Origin of the sequence: Burkholderia anthina (assembly GCF_902498995.1) — a bacterium.
GTDB lineage: Bacteria > Pseudomonadota > Gammaproteobacteria > Burkholderiales > Burkholderiaceae > Burkholderia > Burkholderia anthina.
The window spans coordinates 46053-71493 of record NZ_CABVLY010000034.1; the positions used below are offsets into that span (position 1 = coordinate 46053).

Consider the following 25441-nt stretch of genomic DNA (forward strand, 5'->3'; position numbering starts at 1 on the left):
TGGGGGGGCGTCAATGCTGCGCGTGGCGCAGCGTATCGACGAGCGCGGCGATGTCGAGCATTGCCGCGGCGGATTCGGGGGCGGCCGGGCTCATGTGCGGAATGCGGCCAAGCAGCGGCGCGCGGTGCTCGCGCGCGAGCCAGTCGCGGATCGTCGCGACGTTCTCGTCGGCGTACGACATGGCCGGATCGACGTGGTTCGCGACCCAGCCCGCGAGCGTGAGGCCGCGCTGGCGAATCGCGTCGGCGGTCAGCAGCGCGTGGCTGATGCAGCCGAGCCGCACGCCGACGACGAGCACGACGGGCAGGCCGAGCGCGACCGCGAGATCGGCCGTGTCCTGCGTATCGTTGAGCGGCACGCGAAAGCCGCCGACGCCTTCGACGACGACGATATCCGCGCGCGTCAGCGCTTCGCGATGGCTCGCGACGATCGTGCCGATGTCGAGCGTCACACCTTCCTGCGCGGCGACGATGTGCGGGGCCGCGGGCGCCTTCAGCAGGAACGGCGTGCGCAGGTCGGGCGGCAGCACGACGTTCGCGGCCGCATCGAGCTGGTCCGCGTCTTCGTTGCGCCACACGCCGTCGCGTTCATATGCGCCGGCCGCGACGGGTTTCAGCGCGGCCGCGCGCAAGCCGTGGCGCGCGAAGCCATGCAGCAATGCGGCCGAGACGAAGGTCTTGCCGATCTCGGTGTCGGTGCCGGTGACGAACAGGGACAGGGGGGCGTTCATGCTGCCTGCCCGCTGGCTTCGGTGAGCGCGGTTGCGAGCCGCGCGAGATCGTCGAACGAATGCGCGGCCGACAGCGAGATGCGCAGCCGCGACGTGCCGGCCGGCACCGTCGGCGGCCGGATCGCGGGCACCCACAGGCCGTGCGCGTCGAGCGAGCGCATCGCGGCGAGCGTCGCGTCGTTGCTGCCGATCACGAGCGGCTGCACGGCGGTGTGCGAATCGACCGGCTGCCAGCGCGTCGTGCGCAGCAGCGCGCGCGTGCGCTCGATCAGCGCGGCCAGGTGCGTGCGCCGTGCGTCGCCTTCGTCGCCGCCGATCACCTTCAGGCTCGCCGATACCGCATGCGCGACGGCCGGCGGCGCGGCCGTCGTGAAGATGTAGCTGCGCGCGCGCTGGATCATCCATTCGATCACGGTTTCGTGCGCGATGACGAACGCGCCCGCGACGCCGGCGGCCTTGCCGAGCGTGCCGACGTACACGAGGTTCGGCGAGCGCAGCGCGGCGGCCGCGAGCGCGCCGCGCCCCTGCGGGCCGAGCACGCCGAAGCCGTGCGCGTCGTCGACGACGAGCCATGCGCCGTGGCGCTCCGCCAGCGCGACGAGTTCGGCGAGCGGCGCGATGTCGCCGTCCATGCTGAACACGGTATCGCTGACGATCAGTTTCGTTTGCGCATCGGACGCTTCGAGCAGCGCGGCGAGCGCGGCCGTGTCCGCATGCGGGTAGACCTGCACGTTCGCACGCGACAGCCGGATCCCGTCGATCAGCGACGCGTGGTTCAGCGCGTCGGAGAAGATCGTCGCGTGCTTGGCCGTCAGCGCGGTCATCGCGGCGAGGTTCGCCATGTAGCCGGTGCTGAAGTACAGCGCGCGCGGCGCATCGGAGAAGCCGCCGGCGAAGCCGGCGAGCTCGTCCTCGAGCGTCGCGTGCGCGCGCGAATGGCCGCCGAGCAGATGCGAGCCGCCGCTGCCGGAGCCATAGCGCTGCGCGCCTTCGGCGAACGCGGCGACGAGCGCCGGGTGCGCGGCGAGGCCGAGGTAGTCGTTGCTCGCGAAGCCGATGATGTCGCGGCCGTCGACGCGCATGTGCGCGTCGCACGCGGTGTCGGCGGTGCGGCGCACGCGGCGCAGCCCTTGCGCGTCGAGCTCGGCGAGGCCGCGCTGCAGCGTGTCGAGCAGGGGGGGCGTTGCCTCCCGCCGGGCCGCCCCAAGGGAGGCAGCCGCCCCCTCGGGGGGCAGCGAACGAAGTGAGCGTGGGGGCTGTTGTGTCGTCATGTTGCCTCCGCGAGCGTCGCGTCGAGCGTGTCGCGCGTGCGTTGCGCGAGCCACGCGATGTCGTCGTCGCTCATCACGTACGGCGGCATCAGGTACACGGTCGTGCCGATCGGGCGCAGCAGCAGTTCGCGTTCGAGCGCCCGTTCGAAGAAGCGCCGCGAGAAGCCGCGTGCCGCATCGCCGTCGAGCGCGACGTCGAACGCGAACAGCGTGCCGCGTTCGCGCAGGTGGCGTACCTGCGGGTGCGCATCGAGCGGCGCGAGTGCGGCGCGCAGCGCCGCCGATTTGCGCGTGTTGGCCGCGAGCACGTCGTCGCGGGCGAACAGGTCGAGCGTTGCGACCGCCGCGCGGCACGCGAGCGGGTTGCCGGTGTACGAATGCGAGTGCAGGAAGCCGCGCGTCATGTCGTCGTCGTAGAACGCCGCGTACACGTCGTCGCGCGTGAGCACGAGCGACAGCGGCAGATAACCGCCGCTGATCCCTTTCGACAGGCACAGGAAATCGGGCCAGACGCCGGCCTGCTCGCATGCGAAGAAGGTGCCGGAGCGGCCGCAGCCGACCGCGATCTCGTCGGCGATCAGGTGCACGCCGAATTCGTCGCACAGCGCGCGCAGCCCGCGCACGTACGACGGATCGTGCATCGCCATGCCGGCCGCGCACTGCACGAGCGGCTCGACGATCAGCGCGGCGATCCGGTCGGCGCGTTCGGCGAACAGGCGCCGCACGTCGTCGAGCGCGCGGCCTGCGACGTCGGCGGCCGTCTCGCCCGGCAGCGCGCCGCGCGCGTCGGGCGACGCGACCACGTGCGCATGGCGGATCAGCGGGTCGTACGCATCCTTGAACAGCGCGACGTCGGTCACGCCGAGCGCGCCGATGGTCTCGCCGTGATAGCTGTTCGCGACGCACACGAATTCGCGCTTGTCCGCGTGGCCGCGGTTGCGCCACGCGTGGAAGCTCATCTTCAGCGCGATCTCGACGGCCGATGCGCCGTCCGACGCGAAGAACGCATGCCCGAGCGTGCGCGCGGTGAGCGCGTGCAGCCGCTCGGCGAGCTCGATCGCCGGCTCGTGCGTGCAGCCCGCGAGCATCGCGTGCTCGAGCGTGTCGAGCTGGTCCTTCAGCGCCGCGTTGATGTCCGGGTTCGCATGGCCGAACAGGTTCACCCACCACGAGCTGATCGCGTCGAAGTAGCGGCGCCCGTCGCGGTCGTATAGCCATACGCCCGCGCCGCGCGCGACGGGAATGAGCGGCAGGCGCTCGTGGTGCTTCATCTGGGTACAGGGATGCCAGACCGCGCGCAGGCTGCGCGCGACCCAGTCGTCGGTGGCTGGCGTACTCAAGGCTACTCCGGGGGGTAAAACGGCGGCGGGTATCGAACGCGATACCGCGCGGCGACGGACGAAAACGCGCTGAGATTAGCGTGTTCCGCCGCCCGTTGCACTACCGGTTACAAACGCCGCAAAGCCTTGCCGGGCGGGAGTTCGGCGCAGATCGCGGGCGCTCGGAACGGTACGCGCCAGATGTCCCGAAATGACCGCAGATGACGACGTTCGAGTGATACCCCCCGACAGAAAAAAATCGTGGAGCAGGCGGGCGGCCGACGGTGAAAAATCGGGGTGGGAAGGGAAAAGGGGGAGCGGAGCAGGGCGGAATGCGTGTTGCGATGGACGGACAGTGCGCTGAATCAGGCGCCGCAGCCGTTCGGGAAGGGCGATGAGGCTGGCCCGTGCAAGTCGCCGTAGGAGGCTCGCGGGCGGCTCACCTGACACCGGGCGCGCGCGAACGTCGTCGCGAGTGGAAAACGGGCGTTCGCGAAACGGAGAAAGGGGGGATGCGGAAAAGGCGCGCGCCTGGAGGCCGTCGCGCGTCCCGTATCCGTATCAGCGCGAAGCCAGCGCGCGCGTATCGGCGTCGTGCTGCGGATTGCCGTCGCCGTTGTCGGCCGTCTGCGTCGCGTTCGCGTTCCACACGACGCGCTCGTTGACCGCATACAGCCGGCATGCGCCCGCGCCCTGTTTCGTGCAGTTGTCGAGCGCGAGCGCCATCGGGTCGTCGCCGCCTTCGGCCCACGACCAGGCGCCTTCGGCCGACACCGCGAACGCGCGGCTCGGATGCTGGCTCAGGAAGTGGCGATAGCCTTCGCGGCCGGCTTCGTCGAGGAACGGCACCGCGTCGACGGCATCGATCGACGCGTAGCCGGTCGCATTCGGTTCGTGCGGGTTGGCGACCGCGTAGCGCACCGACGTCGGCAGGTTCAGTTCGGCAAGGAACGCATGCACGGCCGGCCACCACACGGGCACGCCGTCGCGATCGACGATCAGCCGGTGCGCATCGTCCTTGTAGCGGCCGTAATCGATGAATTGCGCCTGCGTGCCGTGCGACACGTACGCGTCGTGCATTTGCGCGACGAGCGCCGGCGTCCACACCGAATCGTTGTCGCCGTACAGCCACAGCGAACGCACGGCCGTATGCGCGCCGTACTGGTCGAACGCGTCGACCAGATTGCGCTGCCAGCCGTCGCAGAGATCCTGGCGCAGCCCGCCGGAGAAATTGATGATGCCGCGCACGCCGGGCGCTGCCTCGGTGCCGTACGCGACCGACACGAGGCCGCCGTGCGACGTGCCCGCGACGACGATGCGCGACGGGTCGATGTACGACTGGCGAGACATGTAGCGGATCGTCGTGGCGACGTCGGCGGCCTGGGCGAGGCCGTTCTTCTCGACGTTGCAGCCTTCCTGCTGATACGTGCCGCCCGAACCGGCGAAGCCCTGGCGGTTCGGCGCGATGACCGCGTAGCCGCGGCGCACGAATTCGCGCGCGAACGCGACCGGACGGCTGCGCGGCTGCAGATGCAGATCGCCGGTGTTCTTGCCGTGGTTGAAGACGACGAGCGGGAACGGGCCGGGGCCGTTCGGCTTGAACAGCGTGGCCTCGAGCATGACGGAGCCCGACGCATCGGCCGGAATGCTGATGATCTGTTCGTTGAGGTTCGCGGCGACCTGCGGGAGACCCGAATCGCCGTAGTCGAAACGCTCGGCATGGGCGAGCGATCCGTTTGCCGCGGATGCGTCGGCATTTGCGTTCGGCAGCGTACCGGCCTGAGCGGCCGACAGCGCACAGGCCGCCATCCATCCCACCAATACTTTGCTGAACGCCATTCGTAAGCCCTGCCATGCAACATGACCAATCTGACGGCCATCGTAGCCCGACAAATTCGGGTTGTGCAATGCGGGAATTACCCGGCGTCTGACACAGCAACTATTTGTCAGCGTTCACTTACTTCGCCGTCGACATAGCGCCAGAAACCCTGCTCGTCGCGCTCGAAACGGCTGGTTTCATGAAGCCGGTATGCGCGTCCGCCGACCTTGTAGCGGGCCACGAATTCGACCTCCGCGTGCCGTTCGTCGAGCGGCGCATGACGCTTGACGGCGAGGCCGAGCCAGCGCGGTGCGTCGGGCGCATCGGGGTCGGCATCGAGATCGGCCGGGCAGGTGCGCGCGGCCCAGGTCGCGCGCAGGTAGCCGGTCGCGCCGAGCACGTACGCGCTGTACCGCGAGCGCATCAATTCGAGCGCGGTGGGGGCGGCTTCGCCGCCGTCGATGAAGCGGCCGCAGCAGGCCGCATAGCGCGGGGCCGGCGCTTTGCCGGCGGGCGCGGGGGACGCGCCGCCGCACGGGCACGCGTCAGGTCGGTTCGAAGTCATGCGAATCGTGAATTAACGACGCCGGGTTGTGAATCCGGCTTACCAGCTCAACTCGACGCCGTCGTACTGGAAGAATCGGCCGTTGGCCTGCGAGATGTCCGCGCCGGCTTCGGCGATCACGCGGCGCATGCCGGTCACGCTCGTTTCCGGATCGATCGCGGCCTGCGAGCCGCCCATGTCGGTGCGCACCCAGCCCGGATGCAGCGAGATGCACGCGGCGTGGCGCGTCTGCAGCGACGCGATGCGCAGCACGTCGTTCAGCGCGGCCTTGCTCGCGCGATACAGCCAGCCGGTCGTGCCGGTCGCCTCGGCGATGCTGCCCATCCGGCTCGACATGACGGCCAGCACGCCGCGCGCGTCCTCGACGAGCGGCAGCAGGATCGGCAGCAACTGCATCGGCCCGCGCACGTTCGTATGCATGACCGCGTCGAAATCCTCGGCGACGATCGTTTCGACGCCTTCGGTGCGCGGCCCGTAGACGCCGGACACGACCACCGCCGCGTCGAGCCGTTCGCCGTCGAGCTTCCAGCCGAGCGCCGCGATCTGCTCGGGCTGCGCGATGTCGAGTGCATGCGCGTGCGCGCCGAGCTCGCGCAGCGCGGCGAGCGACGCGTCGTCGCGCGCGGTGGCGATCACGTTCCAGCCGTCGCGCCGGTATTGCCGGACGAATTCGCGCCCCAGGCCGCGCGACGCGCCGACGATCAGTACGGTTTTCATGTTCGCCGCTCCTTTTCGTTGCACCGCCGAGGCGGCGGTGCCGGTGTCAGATCAGTTCGTGCCCGCGGGGATCGCCACGCCCGGGCATGCGGCGTTGACTGCCGGAAGCGGGCGGCGCATCGCGCCGCACCGGCGTCCGCGCCGGTTACTTCGCGTCGCCGCACGGCTTCAGCGTATCGGCGACCGCCTGCGCGACGCCGTCGAGCCGTGCCGCGTCCGCGGCGACCATGTCGTTGTCGGGCGCATGCTGGCCGCGCGCGGTGAGCGCCGCGACGCAGCGCCGGTAGGTCGCATCGAGCGCGTCGAAGCGCGACACGGCCATCCCGAGGTTGCGCATGCGCCCGTCGTGCACGCCGTACACGAGCCCGTGCACGGTGAGCGACTGGCCGCGCGCCCACGCGTCGTTGACGATCGTCGTGCGGCACACGTTGACGACCTGCTCGATCGAATTCAGTTCGATCAGGCGGCGATAGCGCGCTTCGCCGACCGGCCATTCGTCGAGCAGCGCCGCGTGACGCTCGCGCACGTCCTGCACGTGGTGCAGCCAGTTGTCGGCGAGGCCGACGCGCCGGTTGTGCAGCGCCGCGTTCACGCCCGAGCAGCCGTAGTGGCCGACGACCATGATGTGCTTCACGCGCAGGATGTCGACCGCGAACTGGATCACCGACAGGCAGTTCAGGTCGCTGTGCACGACGACGTTCGCGATGTTACGGTGAACGAACACTTCGCCCGGCGGCAGGCCGATGATCTGGTTCGCGGGCACGCGCGAATCCGAGCAGCCGATCCACAGATATTCCGGCGCTTGCTGGTCGGCCAGACGCGCGAAGAAATCCGGATCGTCGGCGAGCTGGCGCTTGACCCAGGCGTCGTTGTTGTCGAACAGGTGAGAAAGCGGATTGTCTTGGATATTCATCGGTGTGGATTCCGTTGGCGGAAATCGGGGCGATAACGGGTTCGAGGTGCTCGGGCGTCAGGCGGCGCGCTGCGCGTCGCCTTCGCCGTCACGGGCGTCCGTCGCGTCGAAGCGCGCGGGATAGCGCACACGAAAGCGTATCGATACGTCGTACGGGTAAAAATCGGGCAACTCGCCCTGCAGCAGCTTGTCCTTGCTCGCCTGCCACAGCGCGGGTTCGAAAAAGTCCGCGTGATGCTTCATGAACACCGAGCGCACGCGCGGGTCGCCGAGCAGGAACGGTCCGTAGGTTTCCGGAAAGATGTCGTGCGGGCCGACGGTATACCACGGTTCGCCGGACAGTTCGTCTTCTTCGTTGCGCGGCGGCGGCACGCGCCGCACGTTGCAGTCGGTCAGGTATTCGATTTCGTCGTAGTCGTAGAACACGACGCGGCCGTGGCGCGTGACGCCGAAATTCTTGTACAGCATGTCGCCGGGGAAGATGTTGGCCTTCATCAATTCCTTCACCGCGTTGCCGTACTCCTTCACGCCGTGCTCGATGTCCTCGTCGGTGCCGTTCTGCAGGAACAGGTTCAGCGGCGTCATCCGGCGCTCGATGTACAGGTGCCTGATCACGAGGTTGCCGTCCTCGTATTCGAGCAGCGACGGCACTTCCTTCTCCAGTTCGCGCACGAGCGCATGGTCGAGCCGCGCGATCGGCAGCGCGACGCTCGAATATTCGAGCGTGTCGGCCATCCGCCCGAGGCGGTCGTGACGCTTCACGAGCTGGTACTTCTCCATGATCTGCGCGCGCGTCGTTTCCTTCGGCGGCGGGAAGTGATCCTTGATGATCTTGAACACGTACGGGAACGACGGCAGCGTGAACACGAGCATCACGAGGCCCTTGATCCCGGGCGCGATGATGAAGCGGTCGCTCGAGTGCGACAGATGGTGCAGCAGGTCGCGGTAGAACAGGTTCTTGCCCTGCTTCTGCAGCCCGACCGACGTGTAGATCTCGGCCTTCGGCTTGCCCGGCATGATCGTGCAGAGGAAATCCACGTACGCGGACGGCACGCCCATGTCGACGAGGAAATACGAGTGCGAGAAGCTGAAGACGATCTGCAGCTGGTCGCGGCGCAGCAGCACGGAGTCGAGCGCGAGCACGCCCGGCCGCACGTGCCGGATCGGCACCGCGAACGGCAGCACGCGATCGGCGTTGATGATGCGGCCGACGATGTACGCGCTCTTGTTGCGGAAGAACAGCGACGACAGCACGTGGATCTGGAAATTCGGCGCTGCTTCGAACTGGCCGAATTCGTCGGTGATCGCCTGCATCACGCAGCCGATGTCGCGCGCGAGATCCTCGAACGGCGGCTCCAGCTGGAAGTTCGTGACGATGCGCTCGAGCGTGGCCGCGAGCCCGTCGGTGGCCGGGTAGTACGCGCGGTAGGTCGGCTTCGCGGCAGGCTCGTCGTTCTCGAGATATTCGGTCGAGATCGCGGGCCGCACGAAGATGAAATCGTTGCTGAAATACGAGCGGTGCAGGATCTTGCAGCACACCGAATTGAAGAACGTTTCCGCGCATTCGGGCTGCCGGTGCGACGTGAGCAGGCCGATGTAGTGCAGCTTGATCTGCTGCCAGACCTCGTCGTCGATGTCTTCCGCGTCGTATTCGTCCTGCAGCACCTCGACGCATTCCTTCACGCGATCGTCGTACGACGTGATCCGCTCGCGCGCCAGCCGCTGCAGTCCGTGCCAGTCGGTGCGCTCGTATAGCGTCTTCGCTTCGACGGCAGCCTCCCGGAAGATCCGGTAGTGGCGGTCGAAGTATTCGAGCATCGTCTGGGCGACGTCGAAACCGATCTGCGACGACAGCAGCTTGGGGAAGTGATTCATTGCGTGCAGGCTCGTTCAAGAGGGGCTGTAAGCAGTCGCCATTTTAGCGCCCAAGTCGGCGATTCAATGACTTTCGCGGTGCGGCACCGAGCGTCGTCAATGTGCAGGTTATTCGCCGTTGAGTGCCGTTCGGTGCATCTTCGCGTAAAGATACGGGTACTGAACCGATTCTGGCACGAACTTTTTTTGACCGGCGAGCGCGTGCCGGGCACGCGTTTCGCACGACGGCGATAGAATCGACGCGATGCCCGCGGCGGCGCTTTCGCATCCGCATCGGCAACCGTACTGCAACGATAACGACGAGACGCCCCACCGATGAACGCACTGGAACACCAACTCGACTATCCCTTCGCCGACACGCTGCCCGCCGCGGGCGACACGTTCGAGGTCGCGCCCGGCGTGCGCTGGCTGCGCATGCCGCTGCCGTTCTCGCTCGACCACATCAATCTCTGGCTGCTGCGCGACGAGATCGACGGGCAGGCCGGCTGGACGGTCGTCGACTGCGGGATCTCGTCGGACGCGATCCGCACGCACTGGGAACAGATCTTCGACCGGCATCTCGACGGGCTGCCGGTGCTGCGCGTGCTGGTCACGCACTGCCACCCCGATCACTTCGGTCTCGCGAACTGGCTGTGCGAGGGCGGCGACAAGGGCCGCTGGAACGTGCGGCTGTGGATGACGCTCGGCGAATACATGTTCGGCTGCCTGATGGCGGCCGGCAACGGCTCGAACGCGGGCGGCGCGGCCGCGGCCGATCACTTCGCGCGTCACGGGCTGACCGATCCCGTCGCGCTCGACAAGCTGCGCAGCCGCCGCAGCTACTACGCGGATCTCGTGCCGGCCGTGCCGCCGCGCTACCGGCGCCTGCGCGAAGGCGATACGGTGAAGATCGGCGCACGCACGTGGCGCGTCGTCACCGGCTACGGCCATTCGCCCGAGCATTGCGCCCTCCACAGCGAAGCGGACGGCGTGCTGATCTCCGGCGACATGGTGCTGCCGCGTATTTCGACGAACGTGTCCGTGTTCGATCTCGAACCGGAAGCGAACCCGCTCGCGCTGTATCTGGAATCGCTCGGCCGCTACGAGACGATGGCGCCCGACACGCTCGTGCTGCCGTCGCACGGCAAGCCGTTCCGCGGCGTGCGCACGCGCATCGCGCAACTGCGCGCCCACCACGACGCGCGGCTCGACGAAGTGCGTGTCGCGTGCGCGGAGAAGCCGGCGAGCGCGGCCGACATCGTGCCGATCATGTTCCGCCGCCGCGAGCTCGACATCCACCAGATGACGTTCGCGCTCGGCGAGGCGCTCGCGCACCTGAACCTGCTGTGGCTCGCGGGCGAACTCGTGCGCGAGCAGGGCGAAGACGGCGTGATTCGCTACGCGCGGGCCTGACTTCCCCGGTCGCCGTTGTTTCCTCCCCGATTGCCATACGATCCATGCCACGCAATGTCAGTCTCTCCGACCTCATCACGCTCCCGGCGATCCGGACACTGGCCGACGCGAAATCCTTCGAGCGCGGCCGAACCTACCATCGCGACGGCACGGTTTCGCGGCTGACCGAGCGCGACGGCGAACTGTCGGCGACCGTGCGCGGCACGCATCGCTATCACGTCGAATTCGCAATCGGCGACGACGATAGGCTGCACCATGCGTGCAATTGCCCGGTCGGCGACGACGGCGCGTTCTGCAAGCATGCGGTGGCGGTCGCGCTGTCATGGCTGGAGAACAGCGGCGAAGCGGTTTTCCACGACGATGAACGCGAGCCGGTGCGGCCGCGGCGCAAGCGCAAGACGCACGCGGAATTGATTCGAGACCATCTGGAGACGCTCGACGAGCAGGCGCTGCGCCGCTGGCTGCTCGACGCGGCCGAGCGCGACCGATCGTTGCGCGACAGGCTGCTGTTCGACGCACGTGCGGCGCAGGCCGGCGACGTCGCGAGCCTGTGCGCCGCCGTCCGGCAAATGGCTCGCGTGTCGCGGCCGCTCGCCTGGGACGAGGCGCACGTGTTTGGCGAGCGGCTGTTCGAGCTTGCAGACATGCTGCGGCGACAGTTGGCCGGTCCTCATGCGATGCAGGTCGTCGAACTGGCCGAACTCGCGATTGCCGATGCGGAAGCGAGCCTCGAACAGATCGACGACTCGGATGGTAGCGTTGCACCCGGAATCGGCGAACTGGCGGCTCTGCACCTCGATGCATGCATTCAGACACGGCCGGATCCGATGAAGCTGGCGGACCGACTGTTTCGCCTGCAGGCCGCCGGCCAGTGGGATACGTTCCGTGATGTACTGCCGGCCTACACGGAGGTGCTGGGCGACGCGGGATTGGGCCGCTATCGGGAACGCGTCGAGGAAAATTGGGCCGTGCTGCCCGCGCGGCCGCAGAACAAGCGCGACGAGTACGCGCATGACGTGGTGCGCCACAATCTCGAGCATGCGATGGAGACGCTCGCGAAACACGACGGCGACGTCGACGCGCTGATACGCATCTGGTCGACGGACCTGTCGGCGTCGTACCGGTATGCGCAGATCGCGGAGCTGTGCGCTGAGCACAAGCGTTTCGACGAAGGGCTGGCATGGGCCGAACGCGGAATGCGCGAGATGAAGGACCGGCACGACGATCGGCTGATGGGCTTCTGCATCAACGAGCATTTGCGGCGGCGCGCGTTCGATCGGGCGGACGCGCTCGCGTGGGAGCGCTTCGCGGGCCATCCAACGGCCGACGCATTCCGTGCATTGAGGAAGGTCGCGAAGCGGACGGGGCGAGACGCTACCGTGAAGGCGCGCGCGATCTCCCATCTGCAGTCTCTTGCCCGCGAGCGCGAAGCGGCGGGGCGGCCCGGCACCGGTGCGCGGCGCTGGGAGCCGCCGCCGCGCACCGAGCTGGTGAAGCTCTTGCTCGCGGAGCAGGACGCCGCCGCCGCGTGGGACGCGTTTCAGGGCGGCCCGGTCGACACCCTCGTGTGGTCGACGGTGGCCGCTGCGCGGGCGAGGACGCATCCCGAGGAGGCGATCGCGCTGTATCACCGGTATCTGCCGTTCGCGCTCGACCATGGCGCGCGCAGTGCGCGATACGACGAGGCGTTCGGCGTCGTGCGTGAAATCCGCTCGCTGCGGGCTGCGCATCGTCAGCAGGCGGCATTCGACGTGGAGCTCGACGCCATTCGCAAGACCTACCGTGCGAAGCGCAATTTCATCAAGCTGCTCGAGAAGCTCGACGCGTGATCCGGCTGACAAGGAGAGGACGGCATGGAAATGAATGTCGATCTGCAGGCAGTCGACGACGCCGTGCTCGCGCTCTTGCATCTGACGCTACATGACGGCAATCGCGCGTGGAAAAGCTTTGATTGGGATGCGCTGAATCGGTTGCACGAGCGCGGTCTGATCGGCGACCCGGTCAACAAGACGAAATCCGTCATCCTGACGGATGAAGGCTTGCGGGAATCGGAGCGGCTCTTCAGGCGGCAATTCGTCGATTCGGGCGGCGCGTGAACGGAGGCGCGATCGTAAGCGCCAATCACGCGACGGGTTCGTCATGCCACCCGTCGCGCTGCCATTGCGAAACGTGATGCAACGCGGCGCACGGGCTGCAAGCGACGGGCGAACGTGCCGTCGCTTGCGCGCCACGCGCGGTTACTGCACGGAGACCGTCGTGAAGTTCTGACGGCCGAACGGGCTGACGTGGTAGCCGCTCACGTTCGAGCGCGTGAGCGCCGCCGCCGTCGGGTAGCCGAGCGGAATCCACAGGGCCTGGTCGTGGATGATCTTCTGCGCCGTTTCGTACAGCTTCGCGCGCTTCGCCTGATCGGCGGTCGACTTGCCGTCGGTGATCAGCTTGTCGAGCGGCGCGTCGCAGAAGCGCGCGAAGTTGATGCCCGATTTCACCGCATTGCAGCTGAACAGCGGCGACAGATAGTTGTCCGGATCGCCGTTGTCGCCGGCCCAGCCCATGAACAGCATGTCATGCTGGCCGAGCTTCGCCTGCTTGATCAGCTCGCCCCATTCGATCACCTTCACTTCGGCCTTCACGCCGATCTTCGCGAGGTCGGCCTGCAGCAGTTCCGCGCCGGCCTTCGGGTTCGGGTTCAGCACGCTGCCGGTCGGGCGCGTCCAGATCGTCGTCGAGAAGCCGTTCGGGAAGCCGGCCTGCGCGAGCAGCTGCTTTGCCTTCGCGGGATCGTACGAATACGGCGCGATGTCCTTCGCGTAGCTCCACGTGTTCGGCGGATACGGGTTGTTCGCGGGCGTCGCCGTGTTGTCGAACACGACCTTCAGGTAGGTCGTGCGATCGAATGCGAGGTTCAGCGCTTCGCGCACCTTCTCGTTGTCGAGCGGCTTCTTCTGCGTGTTCAGCGCGACGAACGCGGTCATGAACGCGGGCGTCTGCACGACCTTCAGCGCGCTTTCGCCCTTCGCGGCGAGCACGTCCTGCGGCTTCGGCGACAGCGCGATCTGGCATTCGCCGGCCTTCACCTTCTGCATGCGCACCGACGCGTCGGGCGTGATCGCGTAGATCAGCCGGTCGACCTTCGGCTTCGTGCCCCAGTAGGTCGGGTTCACGTCGTAACGGATCAGCGCGTCCTTCGTGTAGCTCTTCAGCACGAACGGGCCCGTGCCGATCGGCTTCGCGTTCAGGTCGGCCTGCTTGCCGGCCTTCAGCAGCTGGTCCGCGTATTCGGACGAGTAGATCGACGCGAAGCCCATCGTCAGGATCGGCACGAACGTCGCGTTCGGCTCGTTCAGCACGAACTTCACCGTGTTGTCGTCGACCTTCGTGACCGACTTCACGAGCTTCACGAGGCCCATCGACTGCGCGTGCGGGAAGCCGCTCGCGCCGGCGACCTTGTGCCACGGGTTCGAATCGTCGAGCATCCGCGAGAACGTGAACACGACGTCGTCCGCGTTCAGCGGGCGGCCCGGCTTGAAGTAGTCGGTGGTCTGGAAGGCGACGTTCGGGCGCAGGTGGAACGTGTACGTCAGGCCGTCGGCGCTGGCGTCCCATTTGTCGGCGAGCGCGGGCACGACCTTCTTCGCGGCTTCGTCGTACGACACGAGCGTGTTGAAGATCACGTCGGCCGATGCGTTGGTCGTGACGAGCGAGTTGTACTGCACGACGTCGAAGCCGTCCGGGCTCGATTCCGTGCAGACGGTGAGCGGCTTCGCGGCGGCGAGGCCGGGAGCGGCGAGGGCGGCGGCGACCGCGGCCGCGGCGAACAGCTTGACGTGCATAGGATCTCCCACGTGGCTTGTGTTTTTTGCTGGGTGACGGGATGCGGGCGCGGCCAGGAAGCGGGCGGGGCCGGCGCGGCTGGCGAATAGCATACCGTCAAAGCGCGCGACGCGTGGAAAAAGGCGCCTGAACGCGGCGAATTGACCGAGAAACGGCTGCGTTCGCGGCGGAATGCGTGCTGGGGCGGCGGGATGAAGGCGGATGCGGGTGCGGCGGAGCGGTGAGCGCCGGCCGATTGGCCAACGCGGTGGGTGTTAGCGGCGACGAGCGGGATCAATGCGGGGGCGGCGAAATCGTCGGGATCGCCGCATCACCGAGCGACGGCGGATCGGCCAGTGCGGCGGGCGTCAGTGGCGACGAGCGGGAGCGATGCGGGGCGGTGAAATCGCCGGGGTCGCCGCATCACCGAGCGACGGCGGATCGGCCAGTGCGGCGGGCGTCAGTGGCGACGAGCAGGATCGATGCGGAGCGGAGAAATCGCCACGGTCGCCACATCATCGAGCGACGATTGCGTGCGGCTGGAAGGCGGCAGTGTGCTGCATCGGCACGGCACGACGGCGCGGACGAATCCGGCCTGGTGCCGACAATGGCGCACCGAGTGTTCGGCGCGCCCGTTGCGCTCAGTGCGCGCCGGCCTTCGGCTTGCGCGGTGCCTTCTCGAACAGGCGGTCGTAGAGCCAGCGCGGCAGCACGTGCAGCACCTTCGCGACGAGGCCCATCTGCCACGGAATCACGCGAAACGCGTGCTGCCGTGCGATCGCACGCGCGGCGCGCGCGGCGAAGCGGTCGGCGTCCATCAGGAACGGCATCCGGTACGGGTTGTGCGCGGTCATCGGCGTGCGGATGTAGCCGGGCGCGATCGTCACGACGCCGACGCCGGCGGGGCGCAGCTCGACGCGCAGCGCCTCGAGATACTTGATCGCGGCCGATTTCGACGCGCTGTACGCGCCGGAGCCGGGCAGGCCGCGCACGCCGGCGACGCTCGCGACGCCAACCAGCGTGCCGTGCCGCGCGGCCGTCATCGGGCCGACGAACGGCTCGAACGTCGCGACCATGCCGTAGTAGTTGATGTCCATCACGTCGCGGAACGCGGCGAGATCGCCCTGGCCCGTGACGGCGCCCTGGCTGATGCCCGCGTTCGCGATCACGACGTCGGGGCAGCCGTGCGCGGCGCTGAACGACGCGGCGGCCGTGGCGAGCGCATCGGCGTCGCGCACGTCGGCGCAATAGACGGAGATGGACAGCTTCGGGAAGCGCCGCGCGAATGCATCGAGTGCATCGGTGCGGCGCGCGACGAGGGCGAGTGTGGCGCCCTGGCGGGCGTACTCCTCGGCCATCGCGAGGCCGAGGCCGCTCGACGCGCCGGTGATGAAGACCTTCAGCGGAGTAGTCATGCCGGCGCGCGGGCGGGGATCAGAGCTTCTTGTCCTGAACCTGCTTCACGAGATAGTCGAGCACTTGTGCGGTGCCCGGGATGCTGTTCGTGTAAGCCGGGCCCGTCTTGTACTTGCCCTGGACGATAACCGTCGGCACGCCGTCGATCGCGTAGTTCTTCAGCAGTTCGGCCGATTGCTTCACCTCGCCCTGCACGCTGAACGAGTTGTAGGCATCCATGAACTGCTTCTTGTCGACGCCTTGCGTCGCCAGGAAGTCGGCCTGCGCCTGCGGCGTCAGCAGGTAGTTCTTCTGCTTGTGGATCGCGTTGAAGATCGCCGGCGTGACCTTCTCCGAGATGCCGAGCGCCGACACCGCGTAGTACAGCTTCGAGTGCGGGATGAAATCGTCGCGGAATGCCACCGGCACGCGCTTGAAGTCGATGTTGTTGCCCTGCTTCTTCACCCAGGCCTCGATCGTCGGCTCGAATTCGTAGCAGTGCGGGCAGCCGTACCAGAAGAACTCGATCACCTCGACCTTGCCGGCCGGCGCGGACACCGGCTGCGGCGACTTCATCACCTCGAAGTCCTTGCCGGCGGCGGGGGCGGCGGGCGAAGCCTGGGCGAAGCCGGCGGCAGCCAGGCCCAGGGACAGAAGAAGCGTGCTAAGCAGTTTTTTCATGTTGTGAACGTCGAATCAGTTGCTCGGGTTACGGAACGTAACGGGTTCTGCGCGGGCGCGGCCGGCGGCTTACTGCTTCGTGAAGCGGATCACCGCCGTGTCGACACCTGCATCGGACAGGCGCTGACGGGCCGAGTTCATATCCTCGAATTTCGAGAACGGGCCGACGCGCACGCGGAAATACGTCACGCCGCTGACATCGCGCTTCGACACCTTCGACTCGAAACCCTGGAAGCCCAGGCGCGCGCGCTGCTGCTCGGCGTCGCCTTCCGTTTTATACGCGCCGACCTGCAGGAAGTAGCCGGTGTTCGCGTCGGCCGCGGTCGGCGGCTTCGCTGCGGCGGCGGCCGTCGTGGACGACGTCGGCTTCGCCGTGTTGGCGGCTTGCTGCTGTTTCTGCGCGGCGGCCTGTTGCGCCTGCTTCTGCGCCGCGAAGCGCGCGAGATCGTCCTCGCCGCCTTGCTGCTGCTGTTGCTGCGCCTGCTGCGTCTTCTTCGGCGGCGGCGTGTTGTCGGCCGGCTTCGGCGCGACGGCGACGCCGTTACCCGACGATGCATTGTTCGACGCGCTCGTGCCGCTCGTGCTGTTCGAGCCGCTGGAGCCGTTCGCGTTGCCCGACGGCGGCACTTCGACGATCTGCGGTTCGGGCAGCAGGCCGCCCTGGGTCTGGTTCGCGGCCTGGCCGGGCGCGGTGTTCGGCGGCGCGGGCTGCGCGGCCTGCGGCACCGGCTGGCCGGGCGTTTTGCCCTGCAGTGCGCGGTTCGGGTCGAACTGCTGCGGCTGGCTCGCGCCGTTGTCGGCCGGCGGCGGCGCGACCTTCGACACGAACGGCGACGGCGAACGCGTGATATAGAGCGCCACGACCACTGCGATTGCGAGGCCGACGATCAGGCCCAGCACGATTCCAAGAAATGTCCCTCCGGCTTGTTTCGATTGCTTCGAAGTGCGGCGTGGTTGTGCCATTGCTTGAGTCACCTGCAAAAAGAATCGTGAAAAGGCCGCAGCGGCGCTGCCGCGGCCATTCGCTGCCCGTTTCGGGCTTTACATCTTGGCGGGCGCGGACACGCCGAGCACCGCCAGACCATTCTCGAGCACCTGCCGGGTCGCGGCGAGGAGCGCTGCGCGCGCATTGCGCGGCGCTTCGTCGTCGACCAGCACGCGCTCCGCATTGTAGAACGAGTGGAATTCGCCAGCGAGATCGCGCAGATAGAACGCGACGGCGTGCGGTGCCAGTTCGTTCGCCGCGTGCGTGAGCATGTCCGGATATTCGGCGAGCTTCTGCATCAGCGACACGGCCTGCGGGCTCGTGAGCTGCGACAGGTCGGCGCCCGGCAACTGCGAGGCGTCGACGTTGTAGCGCGACTTCAGTTCGTTGAGCACCGAGCAGATCCGCGCATGCGCGTACTGGACGTAGTAGACCGGGTTTTCGTCGTTCTGTTTCAGCGCGAGGTCGATGTCGAACACGAACTCGGTATCGGCCTTGCGCGAAATCAGGAAGAAGCGCACCGCGTCGCGGCCGCGCGTGATGGTCGCCTCGTCGATCAGGTCCGGCGCCGTTTCCTGGCCCGGCGCCGCGCCGCCCGACCATTCGATCAGGTCGCGCACCGTCACGTAGCTGCCCGCCCGCTTCGACAGCTTCACTTCCTGGCCGTCGCGCATCACGGTGACCATCTTGTGCAGCACGTAGTCGGGATAGCCCTTCGGGATGCCGACGTGCAGCCCCTGCAGGCCGGCGCGCACGCGCGCGATCGTGCCGTGGTGGTCCGAACCCTGGATGTTGATCACCTTCGTGAAGCCGCGCTCCCATTTCGTCACGTGGTACGCGACGTCCGGCACGAAGTACGTGTACGTGCCGTCCGACTTGCGCATCACGCGATCCTTGTCGTCGCCTTCGTCGGTCGTGCGCAGCCACAGCGCGCCGTCCTGCTCGTAGGTCATGCCGGCCTTGATCAGCGCGTCGACCGTCTTCTCGACGCGGCCTTCGCTGTACAGCGACGACTCGAGATAGTACTGGTCGAACTTCACGCCGAATGCCTGCAGGTCCATGTCCTGCTCGTGACGCAGATACGCGACCGCGAACTTGCGGATCGCGTCGAGATCCTCGATGTCGCCCGCGCCGGTGACCGGCTCGCCGTCCTTCGCGGCGACCGTCTCGCGGTTCAGGTAATCGCGCGCGATGTCGGCGATGTATTCGCCGTTGTACGCGGCTTCCGGCCAGCCCGAGTCGCCCGGTTTCAGGCCGCGTGCGCGCGCCTGCGTCGAGATCGCGAGGTTGCCGATCTGCACGCCCGCGTCGTTGTAGTAGAACTCGCGGTGCACCGCGTAGCCCTGGCTCGCGATCACGTTCGCGAGCACGTCGCCGAGCGCCGCCTGGCGGCCGTGGCCGACGTGCAGCGGGCCGGTCGGGTTGGCCGACACGAATTCGAGCAACACTTGTTTGCCTTTTTCGCGGTCCGACGTGCCGAACGCGCGGCCCTGGTCGAACACGGCGGCGATCACCGCCTGCTTCGAGGCGGCCGTCAGGCGCAGGTTGATGAAGCCGGGGCCGGCGATTTCGGCGGCCTCGACGAGCCCTTGCGCGGCCGGCTGGGCCGTGAGCGCGGCGACGATCCGTTCGGCGAGCTGGCGCGGGTTCGTGCCGAGCGGCTTGGCGAGCTGCATCGCGACGTTGCACGCGACGTCGCCGTGCGCGGCGGCCTTCGGGCGCTCCAGCGTGATGACGGGGGCCGCGAAGGCGGCGTCGGCGCCTTTCAGCGCGTGTGCGACCTGCGTGACGCTATCCGCGAGCAGGGCTTCGAGGGTCTGTTTGTGTGCTGGCAGCATGCTGGTAGAAGGCTTCGTTGGTGGCGGCCGGAAACGCCGGCCTGCCGGCGCGCTTTTCGGGCGCGCGTTTCAGGGATCGCAGAATTTTAACAGGTGCTAATATGCCGATCAGGCGCCCCGCGTCCGCGAAGGCCGGACGCCGGCCTGCCGGCGTTCCCCAACCGCGCCGCGCGGGCACAACAAGATGAAAAGGGAATTGTCATGATTACGTTCAAGAGCAAGGCGGCACAGGATCTCGATGTGCTGAAGGATTTCGCCGTGTACGTGCTGAGCCTCGTCGGCAAGCAGCTGGGCGAACGCGGCGTCATTACGCACGACGAACTGGACGGTGCGATCGCGAAGCTGGAAGGGGCGGTTGCCCAGGCCAAGCAGGAACGCGCCGAGCACGCCGGCCATTTCCACGAGGACGACGACGACCACGCGCACCACGAACTGCCGCCGAACCTGGCGCAACGGGTCGCGCCGTTCCTGATGATGCTGCGCGAAGCGAAGGCCGGCCAGGCCGACGTGCACTGGGGCTTCTGAGCCCCGCTGCCCGCGGGACGCAGGTTCGCACCGCAGAAAAAAGCCCGCTCGATAGCGGGCTTTTTCTTTTCGTCTGACCAAACGGGCGGCTGCCCGGGGATCGATCAGAGCTGCGGCGCGAGTGCGCGGCGCGCGTCGTCCAGCGACAGCGCCATGCGCTGCGCGTAGTCGTCGAGCTGATCCTGCCCGATTTTCCCGACCGAGAAATACCGGCTGTCCGGGTGCGCCAGATAGAAGCCCGACACGCTCGCGGCCGGCAGCATCGCCAGCGAATCGGTCACGCTCATCCCGATCTCCTCCGCATGCAGTGCGGCGAACATGTCGCGCTTCACGAGGTGGTCGGGGCAGGCCGGGTAGCCCGGCGCCGGGCGGATGCCCGCGTACTTTTCCGCGATCAGCGCGTCGTTGTCGAGCGTCTCGCCGCTCGCGTAGCCCCACAGCTCGCGGCGCACGCGCGCATGCAGCGCTTCGGCGAACGCTTCCGCGAAGCGGTCCGCGAGCGCTTTCAGCATGATCGCGCTGTAGTCGTCGTGATCGGCTTCGAACTGCTTTTCCTTCACGTCGACGCCGAGGCCGGCCGTCACCGCGAACATCCCGATGTAGTCGGCCACACCCGACGCCTTCGGCGCGATGAAGTCGGCGAGCGAGCGGTTCGGGCGCATCACGCCGTCGACCACCGGCCGCACGCTCTGCTGGCGCAGGTTGCGCCATGTGAGCAGCACTTCCGAGCGCGTCTCGTCGGTATAGATCTCGATGTCGTCGTCGTTGACCGTGTTGGCCGGCAGCAGCGAGATCACGCCGTTCGCGGTCAGCCAGCGGCCCTGGATCAGGCGCGCGAGCATCGACTTCGCGTCGGAGAACACGCGCCGCGCCGATTCGCCGACGATCTCGTCGTTCAGGATCGCCGGGTACGGGCCGGCGAGATCCCAGGTCTGGAAGAACGGGCCCCAGTCGATGTAGTTCGCGAGCTCGTTCAGGTCGTAGTTCTTGAACACGCGGCGGCCGATGAACTTCGGCTTGACCGGCGTGTAGCCGGCCCAGTCCACCTTGGTCTTGTTCGCGCGCGCGTCGGCGAGCGTGACCATCGGCTGCTGCTTGCGGTTCGCGTGCTGGTCGCGGATGCGCGCGTAGTCGGACTTCAGCTCGTCGAGATACTTCGTCGCGCCTTCGTCCGACAGCAGGTTCGATGCGACCGATACCGAGCGCGATGCATCGGGCACGTAGACGACCGGGCCCTCGTAGTGCGGCGCGATCTTCACGGCCGTGTGCACGCGCGAGGTCGTCGCGCCGCCGATCAGCAGCGGAATCTTCTTCACGCGGAAGTAGTCGTCGCGCTGCATTTCGGATGCGACGTACGCCATTTCCTCGAGGCTCGGCGTGATGAGGCCCGACAGCCCGATGATGTCCGCGCCTTCGACCTTCGCCTTCGCGAGGATCTCGTTGCACGGGACCATCACGCCCATGTTGACCACTTCGAAGTTGTTGCACTGGAGCACGACCGACACGATGTTCTTGCCGATGTCGTGCACGTCGCCCTTCACGGTCGCGATGACGATCTTGCCCTTCGCGCGCACGTCGCCGCCCGCTTCCGCGAGCAGGCGCTTTTCTTCCTCGATGAACGGGATCAGGTGCGCGACGGCCTGCTTCATCACGCGCGCCGACTTCACGACCTGCGGCAGGAACATCTTGCCCTGGCCGAACAGGTCGCCGACGATGTTCATCCCGTCCATCAGCGGGCCTTCGATCACGTTGATCGGACGGCCGCCCGCCGCGGCGATCTTCGCGCGCACCTCTTCGGTATCCTCGACGATGAAGGTCGTGATGCCGTGCACGAGCGCGTGCGAGAGCCGCTTCTCGACCGGCTGGTTGCGCCACTCGAGGTTCTCTTCCTTCTTCGCGCCGCCCGCCTTGAACTTGTCGGCGATTTCGAGGAGCCGGTCGGTGGAATCGTCGCGGCGGTTCAGGATCACGTCCTCGACGCGCTCGCGCAGTTCCGCGTCGAGATCGGCGTACACGCCGAGCTGGCCCGCGTTGACGATGCCCATGTCCATCCCCGCCTGGATCGCGTGGTACAGGAACACGGTGTGGATCGCCTCGCGCACCGGGTCGTTGCCGCGGAACGAGAACGACACGTTCGACACGCCGCCGCTCACCTTCGCGTACGGCAGGTGCTGCTTGATCCAGCGGGTCGCCTCGATGAAGTCGACCGCGTAGTTGTTGTGCTCCTCGATGCCGGTCGCGACCGCGAAGATGTTCGGGTCGAAGATGATGTCTTCCGGCGGGAAGCCGACTTCGTTCACGAGGAAGTCGTACGAGCGCTTGCAGATCTCGGTCTTGCGTTCGTAGGTATCGGCCTGGCCCGTTTCGTCGAACGCCATCACGACCGCCGCCGCACCGTAGCGGCGGATCAGGTTCGCGTGGTGGCGGAACGCTTCCTCGCCTTCCTTCAGCGAGATCGAGTTCACGATCGCCTTGCCCTGCACGCATTTGAGGCCGGCCTCGATCACGTCCCACTTCGACGAGTCGATCATGATCGGCACGCGCGCGATGTCCGGCTCCGACGCGATCAGATTTAGGAAGCGCACCATCGCCGCCTTCGAATCGAGCATCGCCTCGTCCATGTTGATGTCGATCACCTGCGCGCCGTTCTCGACCTGCTGGCGCGCGACGGCGAGCGCCTCGTCGAACTGGCCGTTGAGGATCATCCGCGCGAACGCCTTCGAGCCGGTGACGTTGGTGCGTTCGCCGACGTTGATGAAAAGCGTCCCGGATGTGACGTTGAACGGCTCGAGGCCGGCAAGGCGCATCATGTGATCGGTCATGGCGGTGCGAATTCGTATGAGGTAGGGCGGGCGTTGAGGCGGTCGGTCAGGCGGCGTCGCTGTACTGGCTCGGCCAGCGGCGCGGTTTCACGTCGGCGAGCGCCTTCGCGATCTCGGCGATGTGCTCGGGCGTCGTGCCGCAGCAGCCGCCCGCGAGGTTCACGAGCCCGGCTTGCGCGAATTCCTTCAGCAGGCCCGACGTGATGTCCGGCGTTTCGTCGAAGCCGGTTTCGGCCATCGGGTTCGGCAGGCCCGCGTTCGGGTAGCACGACACGTAGGTGTCGCACAGCTTCGCGAGCTCGGCGATGTACGGGCGCATCAGCGCCGCGCCGAGTGCGCAGTTCAGGCCGAACGTGAGCGGCTTCGCGTGGCGCAGCGAATTCCAGAACGCCTCGACCGTCTGGCCCGACAGGATGCGGCCCGAGGCGTCGGTGACGGTGCCCGAGATCATGATCGGCAGGCGTTCGCCGGTGTCTTCGAACAGTTCGTCGAGCGCGAACAGCGCGGCCTTCGCGTTCAGCGTGTCGAAGATCGTCTCGACCAGGAACAGGTCGACGCCGCCGTCGAGCAGCGCCTTCGCCTGCTGGTAGTACGACGTGCGCAACTCGTCGAACGTGACGTTGCGCGCGCCCGGGTCGTTGACGTCCGGCGAGATGCTCGCCGTCTTCGGCGTCGGCCCGATCGCGCCCGCGACGAAGCGCGGCTTGTCCGGCGTCGTGTATTTCGCGGCCGATTCGCGCGCGAGCTTCGCCGATTCGATGTTCATCTCGACGACGAGGTCTTCCATCTCGTAGTCGGCCTGTGCCACCGTCGTCGCGCCGAACGTGTTGGTTTCGACGATGTCGGCGCCGGCCGCGAAGTACTGGTCGTGGATCTCGCGGATGATCTGCGGCTGCGTGAGCGACAGCAGCTCGTTGTTGCCCTTGATGTCGCGCGGGAAGTCCTTGAAGCGCTCGCCGCGATACGCGGCCTCGTCGAGCTTGTAGCGCTGGATCATCGTGCCCATCGCGCCGTCGAGGATCAGGATGCGCGATTTCAGCAGCGCAGGCAGTTCGGCGCCGCGCGTGTAGGGCGCGTCGAGCGGGGCGGAAGCGGCGAGAGGGGTCGCAGACATGGCGGGAAACCGGCGAAGACGGGAAAACCGTCATTGTAGCCGGTGCGCCGGGGCGCCGCCCGGCCTCGCGCGGCGTGGCGCGCGGGTTGCGCGGCTGCGGCGGCGTGGCGCGCACGCACGGGCGTTGTCCTTGCCACGAGGCCGCGGCTTTGCCGCGTGCCGGCCGCACCAAACGAAAACCCCCGCCGGCGAACCGGGCGGGGGCTTGGATCGGAGTGCTCGCGGCACCGCGCCAGCGGCGCGGCGAATGGCCCGGCGCCGTGCCGGGCCGCTCAGGGTTCAGTGCAGGACGACCGGCATCATCATCAGGCTGTCGAACTGTCCGAGGAATTCGTCCACTTCGTCGAGCGACGGTTCGTCTTCGATCAGCTGTTTCACGTGTGCGCGGAATCGCTCGGCAAGTTCGCCGTCGATGAAGATCTCGCGCTGCGCGTTCTTGTCGACGATTTCGTATCCGCCGGCATTCATCAGATGGTGACCGGCCTGCGGCGCAAATTCGACGACGCAGTAGTTGGGGCTGTTGTAGATCATTTGCATGGCGGCACTCCTCTTCGCAGTGGCATCTGGCCTTGTTGTCCCGTAGATGGGGCAGGCCTTGCCGGTTTCAAGGGGCTTGCGCTGCACACCCCGGTCTCCCGTTTGCGTGGGGTGTATCGGTTAGAAGCCGATGTCTATCAAACGTTTCTTATTGTCGTCCGGTGTACTGAAATAGTTGTTAAAGAGTGTCATCGGCCATTTTCGTCAGCGCTTTAATCGGTCGAAATTGCCGATTTGTCGCATTCACGGCCCGGCCGGCGACGACGCAGGCGTTGCAGCCGGTGGCGCGGGCGGTTGCCCGGCGGCCGGCGGCGCGGGTTGTGCCCCGGGTTGCGCCGGTTGTGCGGCCGGCGTGGCCGGTGCCGGCGCACTCGCGGACCCGCTCGTTGCGTCGCTGTCGACTCCACCTCCAGAGGGTACACCCGGCGGTGCCAGCGTGCCGTGCCACAGCAGCTCGATTTGCGCGCCGTTCGGCTCCGTCTGCACGAGCCGCGCGGGCAGCCAGCCGAGCGACGGCGCGAGCCACATGTCGATGCGGCGCGTGTCGCCGTCGCGGCGCGGCAGGCGCATGAAGTGTCGGGCCCTGACGATACCGGCCTGGGTCTGCACGTCCTCGTCGCCGATCACGGTGATCGGCCAGGTTTCGCCGCTGTTGTTGTCGATCACGAAGAACTGCTGCGTGACGCCCGGCTTGTACGCGGACGGATTGCCGCGCAAGAGCCCCGACAGCTGCATCAGCATGCTGAAGCGATCCTGCACGCCGTCGGGCAGCGGCGCGTTGTTCGGCGTGCGCGTGAAGACAACCTGATGGATTTCCCGGTTGAAGATCGCGATGTCCTCGGGGCGCCGGCCGCGCTTTTCGACGTAACGGTCGGGCGCGACGCCGAATGCGTCGATCCGGCCTTCGCTGCGATACGTGAACGGGCCGACGAACGGCACCGGCATCGATACCGACAGGTCGTAGGTTCGTCCATCGGTGCGCCAGTGGATCGTGCCGATCATGTTCTGCATCCCGTTGTAGAACGTGTCGTACTGCAGGTCGCCCGATGGCGGCGCGGAGAACTTGACGCCGCGCGTGGCGGGCCCCGGCGTCGCGGCGCCGCTCGCCGCACCGGCCGACGCCGCCTGCG

General features: G+C 67.4%; 21 protein-coding genes. 4 read left to right on the plus strand and 17 right to left on the minus strand.

The window, feature by feature from the left end; translation table 11 throughout:
• Positions 1-10 precede the first annotated feature (10 nt).
• From bioD to aceK, 8 genes are all read right to left on the minus strand, one after another.
• Positions 11-730: a dethiobiotin synthase gene (bioD, locus tag BME24068_RS31055; protein ID WP_174928346.1), complete on the minus strand. Its 720-nt coding sequence runs from the start codon at positions 728-730 to the stop codon at positions 11-13.
• Positions 727-2001, minus strand: a complete 1275-nt coding sequence (gene bioF / locus BME24068_RS31060) for an 8-amino-7-oxononanoate synthase (protein ID WP_239007774.1) — start codon at positions 1999-2001, stop codon at positions 727-729. Before bioF ends, bioD begins: the two co-directional genes overlap by 4 nt.
• Complete coding sequence (gene bioA, locus BME24068_RS31065) at positions 1998-3341, minus strand: adenosylmethionine--8-amino-7-oxononanoate transaminase (protein WP_174928347.1); 1344 nt, start codon at positions 3339-3341, stop codon at positions 1998-2000. The genes bioF and bioA overlap by 4 nt, the downstream gene beginning before the upstream one ends.
• Positions 3342-3881: 540 nt before the next feature.
• A complete protein-coding gene (locus tag BME24068_RS31070) occupies positions 3882-5159 on the minus strand; it encodes a dienelactone hydrolase family protein (protein ID WP_096508248.1) in 1278 nt (425 codons plus the stop codon).
• A gap of 107 nt (positions 5160-5266) precedes the next feature.
• Entirely contained in the window at positions 5267-5704 is a 438-nt protein-coding gene (locus BME24068_RS31075; RefSeq protein ID WP_096508247.1) for a YchJ family protein, read from the minus strand.
• Between the two features lie 39 nt (positions 5705-5743).
• Positions 5744-6421 (minus strand): SDR family oxidoreductase, encoded by a 678-nt coding sequence (locus BME24068_RS31080; RefSeq protein WP_096508246.1) that lies wholly within the window; start codon positions 6419-6421, stop codon positions 5744-5746.
• Positions 6422-6566: 145 nt separating this feature from the next.
• Positions 6567-7334, minus strand: coding sequence for a carbonate dehydratase (can, locus tag BME24068_RS31085; protein WP_174928348.1), 768 nt, complete (start codon positions 7332-7334; stop codon positions 6567-6569).
• A gap of 57 nt (positions 7335-7391) precedes the next feature.
• The gene (gene aceK, locus BME24068_RS31090) at positions 7392-9209 is read right to left on the minus strand and encodes a bifunctional isocitrate dehydrogenase kinase/phosphatase (RefSeq protein ID WP_096508244.1); all 1818 of its coding nucleotides are present in this window, start codon (positions 9207-9209) and stop codon (positions 7392-7394) included.
• Between the two features lie 315 nt (positions 9210-9524).
• Here aceK and BME24068_RS31095 point away from each other — a divergent pair, with 315 nt between their 5' ends.
• Genes BME24068_RS31095 through BME24068_RS31105 form a run of 3 tightly spaced genes read left to right on the plus strand, consistent with a single transcriptional unit; the run spans position 9525 to position 12697 of the window.
• The gene (locus BME24068_RS31095) at positions 9525-10601 is read left to right on the plus strand and encodes an MBL fold metallo-hydrolase (protein WP_174928349.1); all 1077 of its coding nucleotides are present in this window, start codon (positions 9525-9527) and stop codon (positions 10599-10601) included.
• 44 nt (positions 10602-10645) lie between these two features.
• Complete coding sequence (locus BME24068_RS31100) at positions 10646-12430, plus strand: SWIM zinc finger family protein (RefSeq protein ID WP_174928358.1); 1785 nt, start codon at positions 10646-10648, stop codon at positions 12428-12430.
• Positions 12431-12460: 30 nt separating this feature from the next.
• Complete coding sequence (locus tag BME24068_RS31105) at positions 12461-12697, plus strand: DUF6429 family protein (RefSeq protein ID WP_172441948.1); 237 nt, start codon at positions 12461-12463, stop codon at positions 12695-12697.
• 141 nt (positions 12698-12838) lie between these two features.
• Here BME24068_RS31105 and BME24068_RS31110 read toward each other — a convergent pair whose 3' ends face one another.
• The 5 genes from BME24068_RS31110 to argS all read right to left on the minus strand — a co-directional run bounded on the left by BME24068_RS31110 (position 12839) and on the right by argS (position 19313).
• A complete protein-coding gene (locus BME24068_RS31110) occupies positions 12839-14434 on the minus strand; it encodes an ABC transporter substrate-binding protein (RefSeq protein ID WP_174928350.1) in 1596 nt (531 codons plus the stop codon).
• Between the two features lie 621 nt (positions 14435-15055).
• Positions 15056-15829, minus strand: a complete 774-nt coding sequence (locus BME24068_RS31115; protein ID WP_174928351.1) for an SDR family oxidoreductase — start codon at positions 15827-15829, stop codon at positions 15056-15058.
• A 19-nt stretch (positions 15830-15848) separates the two neighbouring features.
• Positions 15849-16490 (minus strand): thiol:disulfide interchange protein DsbA/DsbL, encoded by a 642-nt coding sequence (locus BME24068_RS31120; RefSeq protein ID WP_096508238.1) that lies wholly within the window; start codon positions 16488-16490, stop codon positions 15849-15851.
• A gap of 69 nt (positions 16491-16559) precedes the next feature.
• Positions 16560-17453, minus strand: a complete 894-nt coding sequence (locus BME24068_RS31125) for an SPOR domain-containing protein (protein ID WP_174928352.1) — start codon at positions 17451-17453, stop codon at positions 16560-16562.
• A gap of 78 nt (positions 17454-17531) precedes the next feature.
• Positions 17532-19313, minus strand: a complete 1782-nt coding sequence (gene argS, locus BME24068_RS31130) for an arginine--tRNA ligase (protein WP_174928353.1) — start codon at positions 19311-19313, stop codon at positions 17532-17534.
• Between the two features lie 201 nt (positions 19314-19514).
• On the opposite strand from argS, the gene BME24068_RS31135 reads away from it, so the two are divergent.
• Complete coding sequence (locus BME24068_RS31135) at positions 19515-19838, plus strand: DUF1840 domain-containing protein (RefSeq protein WP_096508235.1); 324 nt, start codon at positions 19515-19517, stop codon at positions 19836-19838.
• A 104-nt stretch (positions 19839-19942) separates the two neighbouring features.
• Here BME24068_RS31135 and metH read toward each other — a convergent pair whose 3' ends face one another.
• The 4 genes from metH to BME24068_RS31155 form a co-directional block, all read right to left on the minus strand.
• A complete protein-coding gene (gene metH, locus BME24068_RS31140) occupies positions 19943-22660 on the minus strand; it encodes a methionine synthase (protein ID WP_162826257.1) in 2718 nt (905 codons plus the stop codon).
• 46 nt (positions 22661-22706) lie between these two features.
• Positions 22707-23774: a homocysteine S-methyltransferase family protein gene (locus tag BME24068_RS31145; protein WP_096508234.1), complete on the minus strand. Its 1068-nt coding sequence runs from the start codon at positions 23772-23774 to the stop codon at positions 22707-22709.
• Positions 23775-24053: 279 nt separating this feature from the next.
• Positions 24054-24311, minus strand: coding sequence for a BTH_I0359 family protein (locus tag BME24068_RS31150; protein WP_006477667.1), 258 nt, complete (start codon positions 24309-24311; stop codon positions 24054-24056).
• A gap of 243 nt (positions 24312-24554) precedes the next feature.
• On the minus strand, positions 24555-25441 hold an 887-nt coding region (locus BME24068_RS31155), incomplete at its 5' end, for a DUF3108 domain-containing protein (protein WP_174928354.1).

Bases quoted from the DNA above. Each gene is read 5' to 3' on its own strand.
- bioD (WP_174928346.1), bottom strand. From the start codon at position 730: ATGAACGCCCCCCTGTCCCTGTTCGTCACCGGCACCGACACCGAGATC.
- bioF (WP_239007774.1), bottom strand. From the start codon at position 2,001: ATGACGACACAACAGCCCCCACGCTCACTTCGTTCGCTGCCCCCCGAG.
- BME24068_RS31070 (WP_096508248.1), bottom strand. From the start codon at position 5,159: ATGGCGTTCAGCAAAGTATTGGTGGGATGGATGGCGGCCTGTGCGCTG.
- BME24068_RS31075 (WP_096508247.1), bottom strand. From the start codon at position 5,704: ATGACTTCGAACCGACCTGACGCGTGCCCGTGCGGCGGCGCGTCCCCC.
- BME24068_RS31080 (WP_096508246.1), bottom strand. From the start codon at position 6,421: ATGAAAACCGTACTGATCGTCGGCGCGTCGCGCGGCCTGGGGCGCGAA.
- can (WP_174928348.1), bottom strand. From the start codon at position 7,334: ATGAATATCCAAGACAATCCGCTTTCTCACCTGTTCGACAACAACGAC.
- aceK (WP_096508244.1), bottom strand. From the start codon at position 9,209: ATGAATCACTTCCCCAAGCTGCTGTCGTCGCAGATCGGTTTCGACGTC.
- BME24068_RS31095 (WP_174928349.1), top strand. From the start codon at position 9,525: ATGAACGCACTGGAACACCAACTCGACTATCCCTTCGCCGACACGCTG.
- BME24068_RS31100 (WP_174928358.1), top strand. From the start codon at position 10,646: ATGCCACGCAATGTCAGTCTCTCCGACCTCATCACGCTCCCGGCGATC.
- BME24068_RS31105 (WP_172441948.1), top strand. From the start codon at position 12,461: ATGAATGTCGATCTGCAGGCAGTCGACGACGCCGTGCTCGCGCTCTTG.
- BME24068_RS31110 (WP_174928350.1), bottom strand. From the start codon at position 14,434: ATGCACGTCAAGCTGTTCGCCGCGGCCGCGGTCGCCGCCGCCCTCGCC.
- BME24068_RS31115 (WP_174928351.1), bottom strand. From the start codon at position 15,829: ATGACTACTCCGCTGAAGGTCTTCATCACCGGCGCGTCGAGCGGCCTC.
- BME24068_RS31120 (WP_096508238.1), bottom strand. From the start codon at position 16,490: ATGAAAAAACTGCTTAGCACGCTTCTTCTGTCCCTGGGCCTGGCTGCC.
- BME24068_RS31125 (WP_174928352.1), bottom strand. From the start codon at position 17,453: ATGGCACAACCACGCCGCACTTCGAAGCAATCGAAACAAGCCGGAGGG.
- argS (WP_174928353.1), bottom strand. From the start codon at position 19,313: ATGCTGCCAGCACACAAACAGACCCTCGAAGCCCTGCTCGCGGATAGC.
- BME24068_RS31135 (WP_096508235.1), top strand. From the start codon at position 19,515: ATGATTACGTTCAAGAGCAAGGCGGCACAGGATCTCGATGTGCTGAAG.
- metH (WP_162826257.1), bottom strand. From the start codon at position 22,660: ATGACCGATCACATGATGCGCCTTGCCGGCCTCGAGCCGTTCAACGTC.
- BME24068_RS31145 (WP_096508234.1), bottom strand. From the start codon at position 23,774: ATGTCTGCGACCCCTCTCGCCGCTTCCGCCCCGCTCGACGCGCCCTAC.
- BME24068_RS31150 (WP_006477667.1), bottom strand. From the start codon at position 24,311: ATGCAAATGATCTACAACAGCCCCAACTACTGCGTCGTCGAATTTGCG.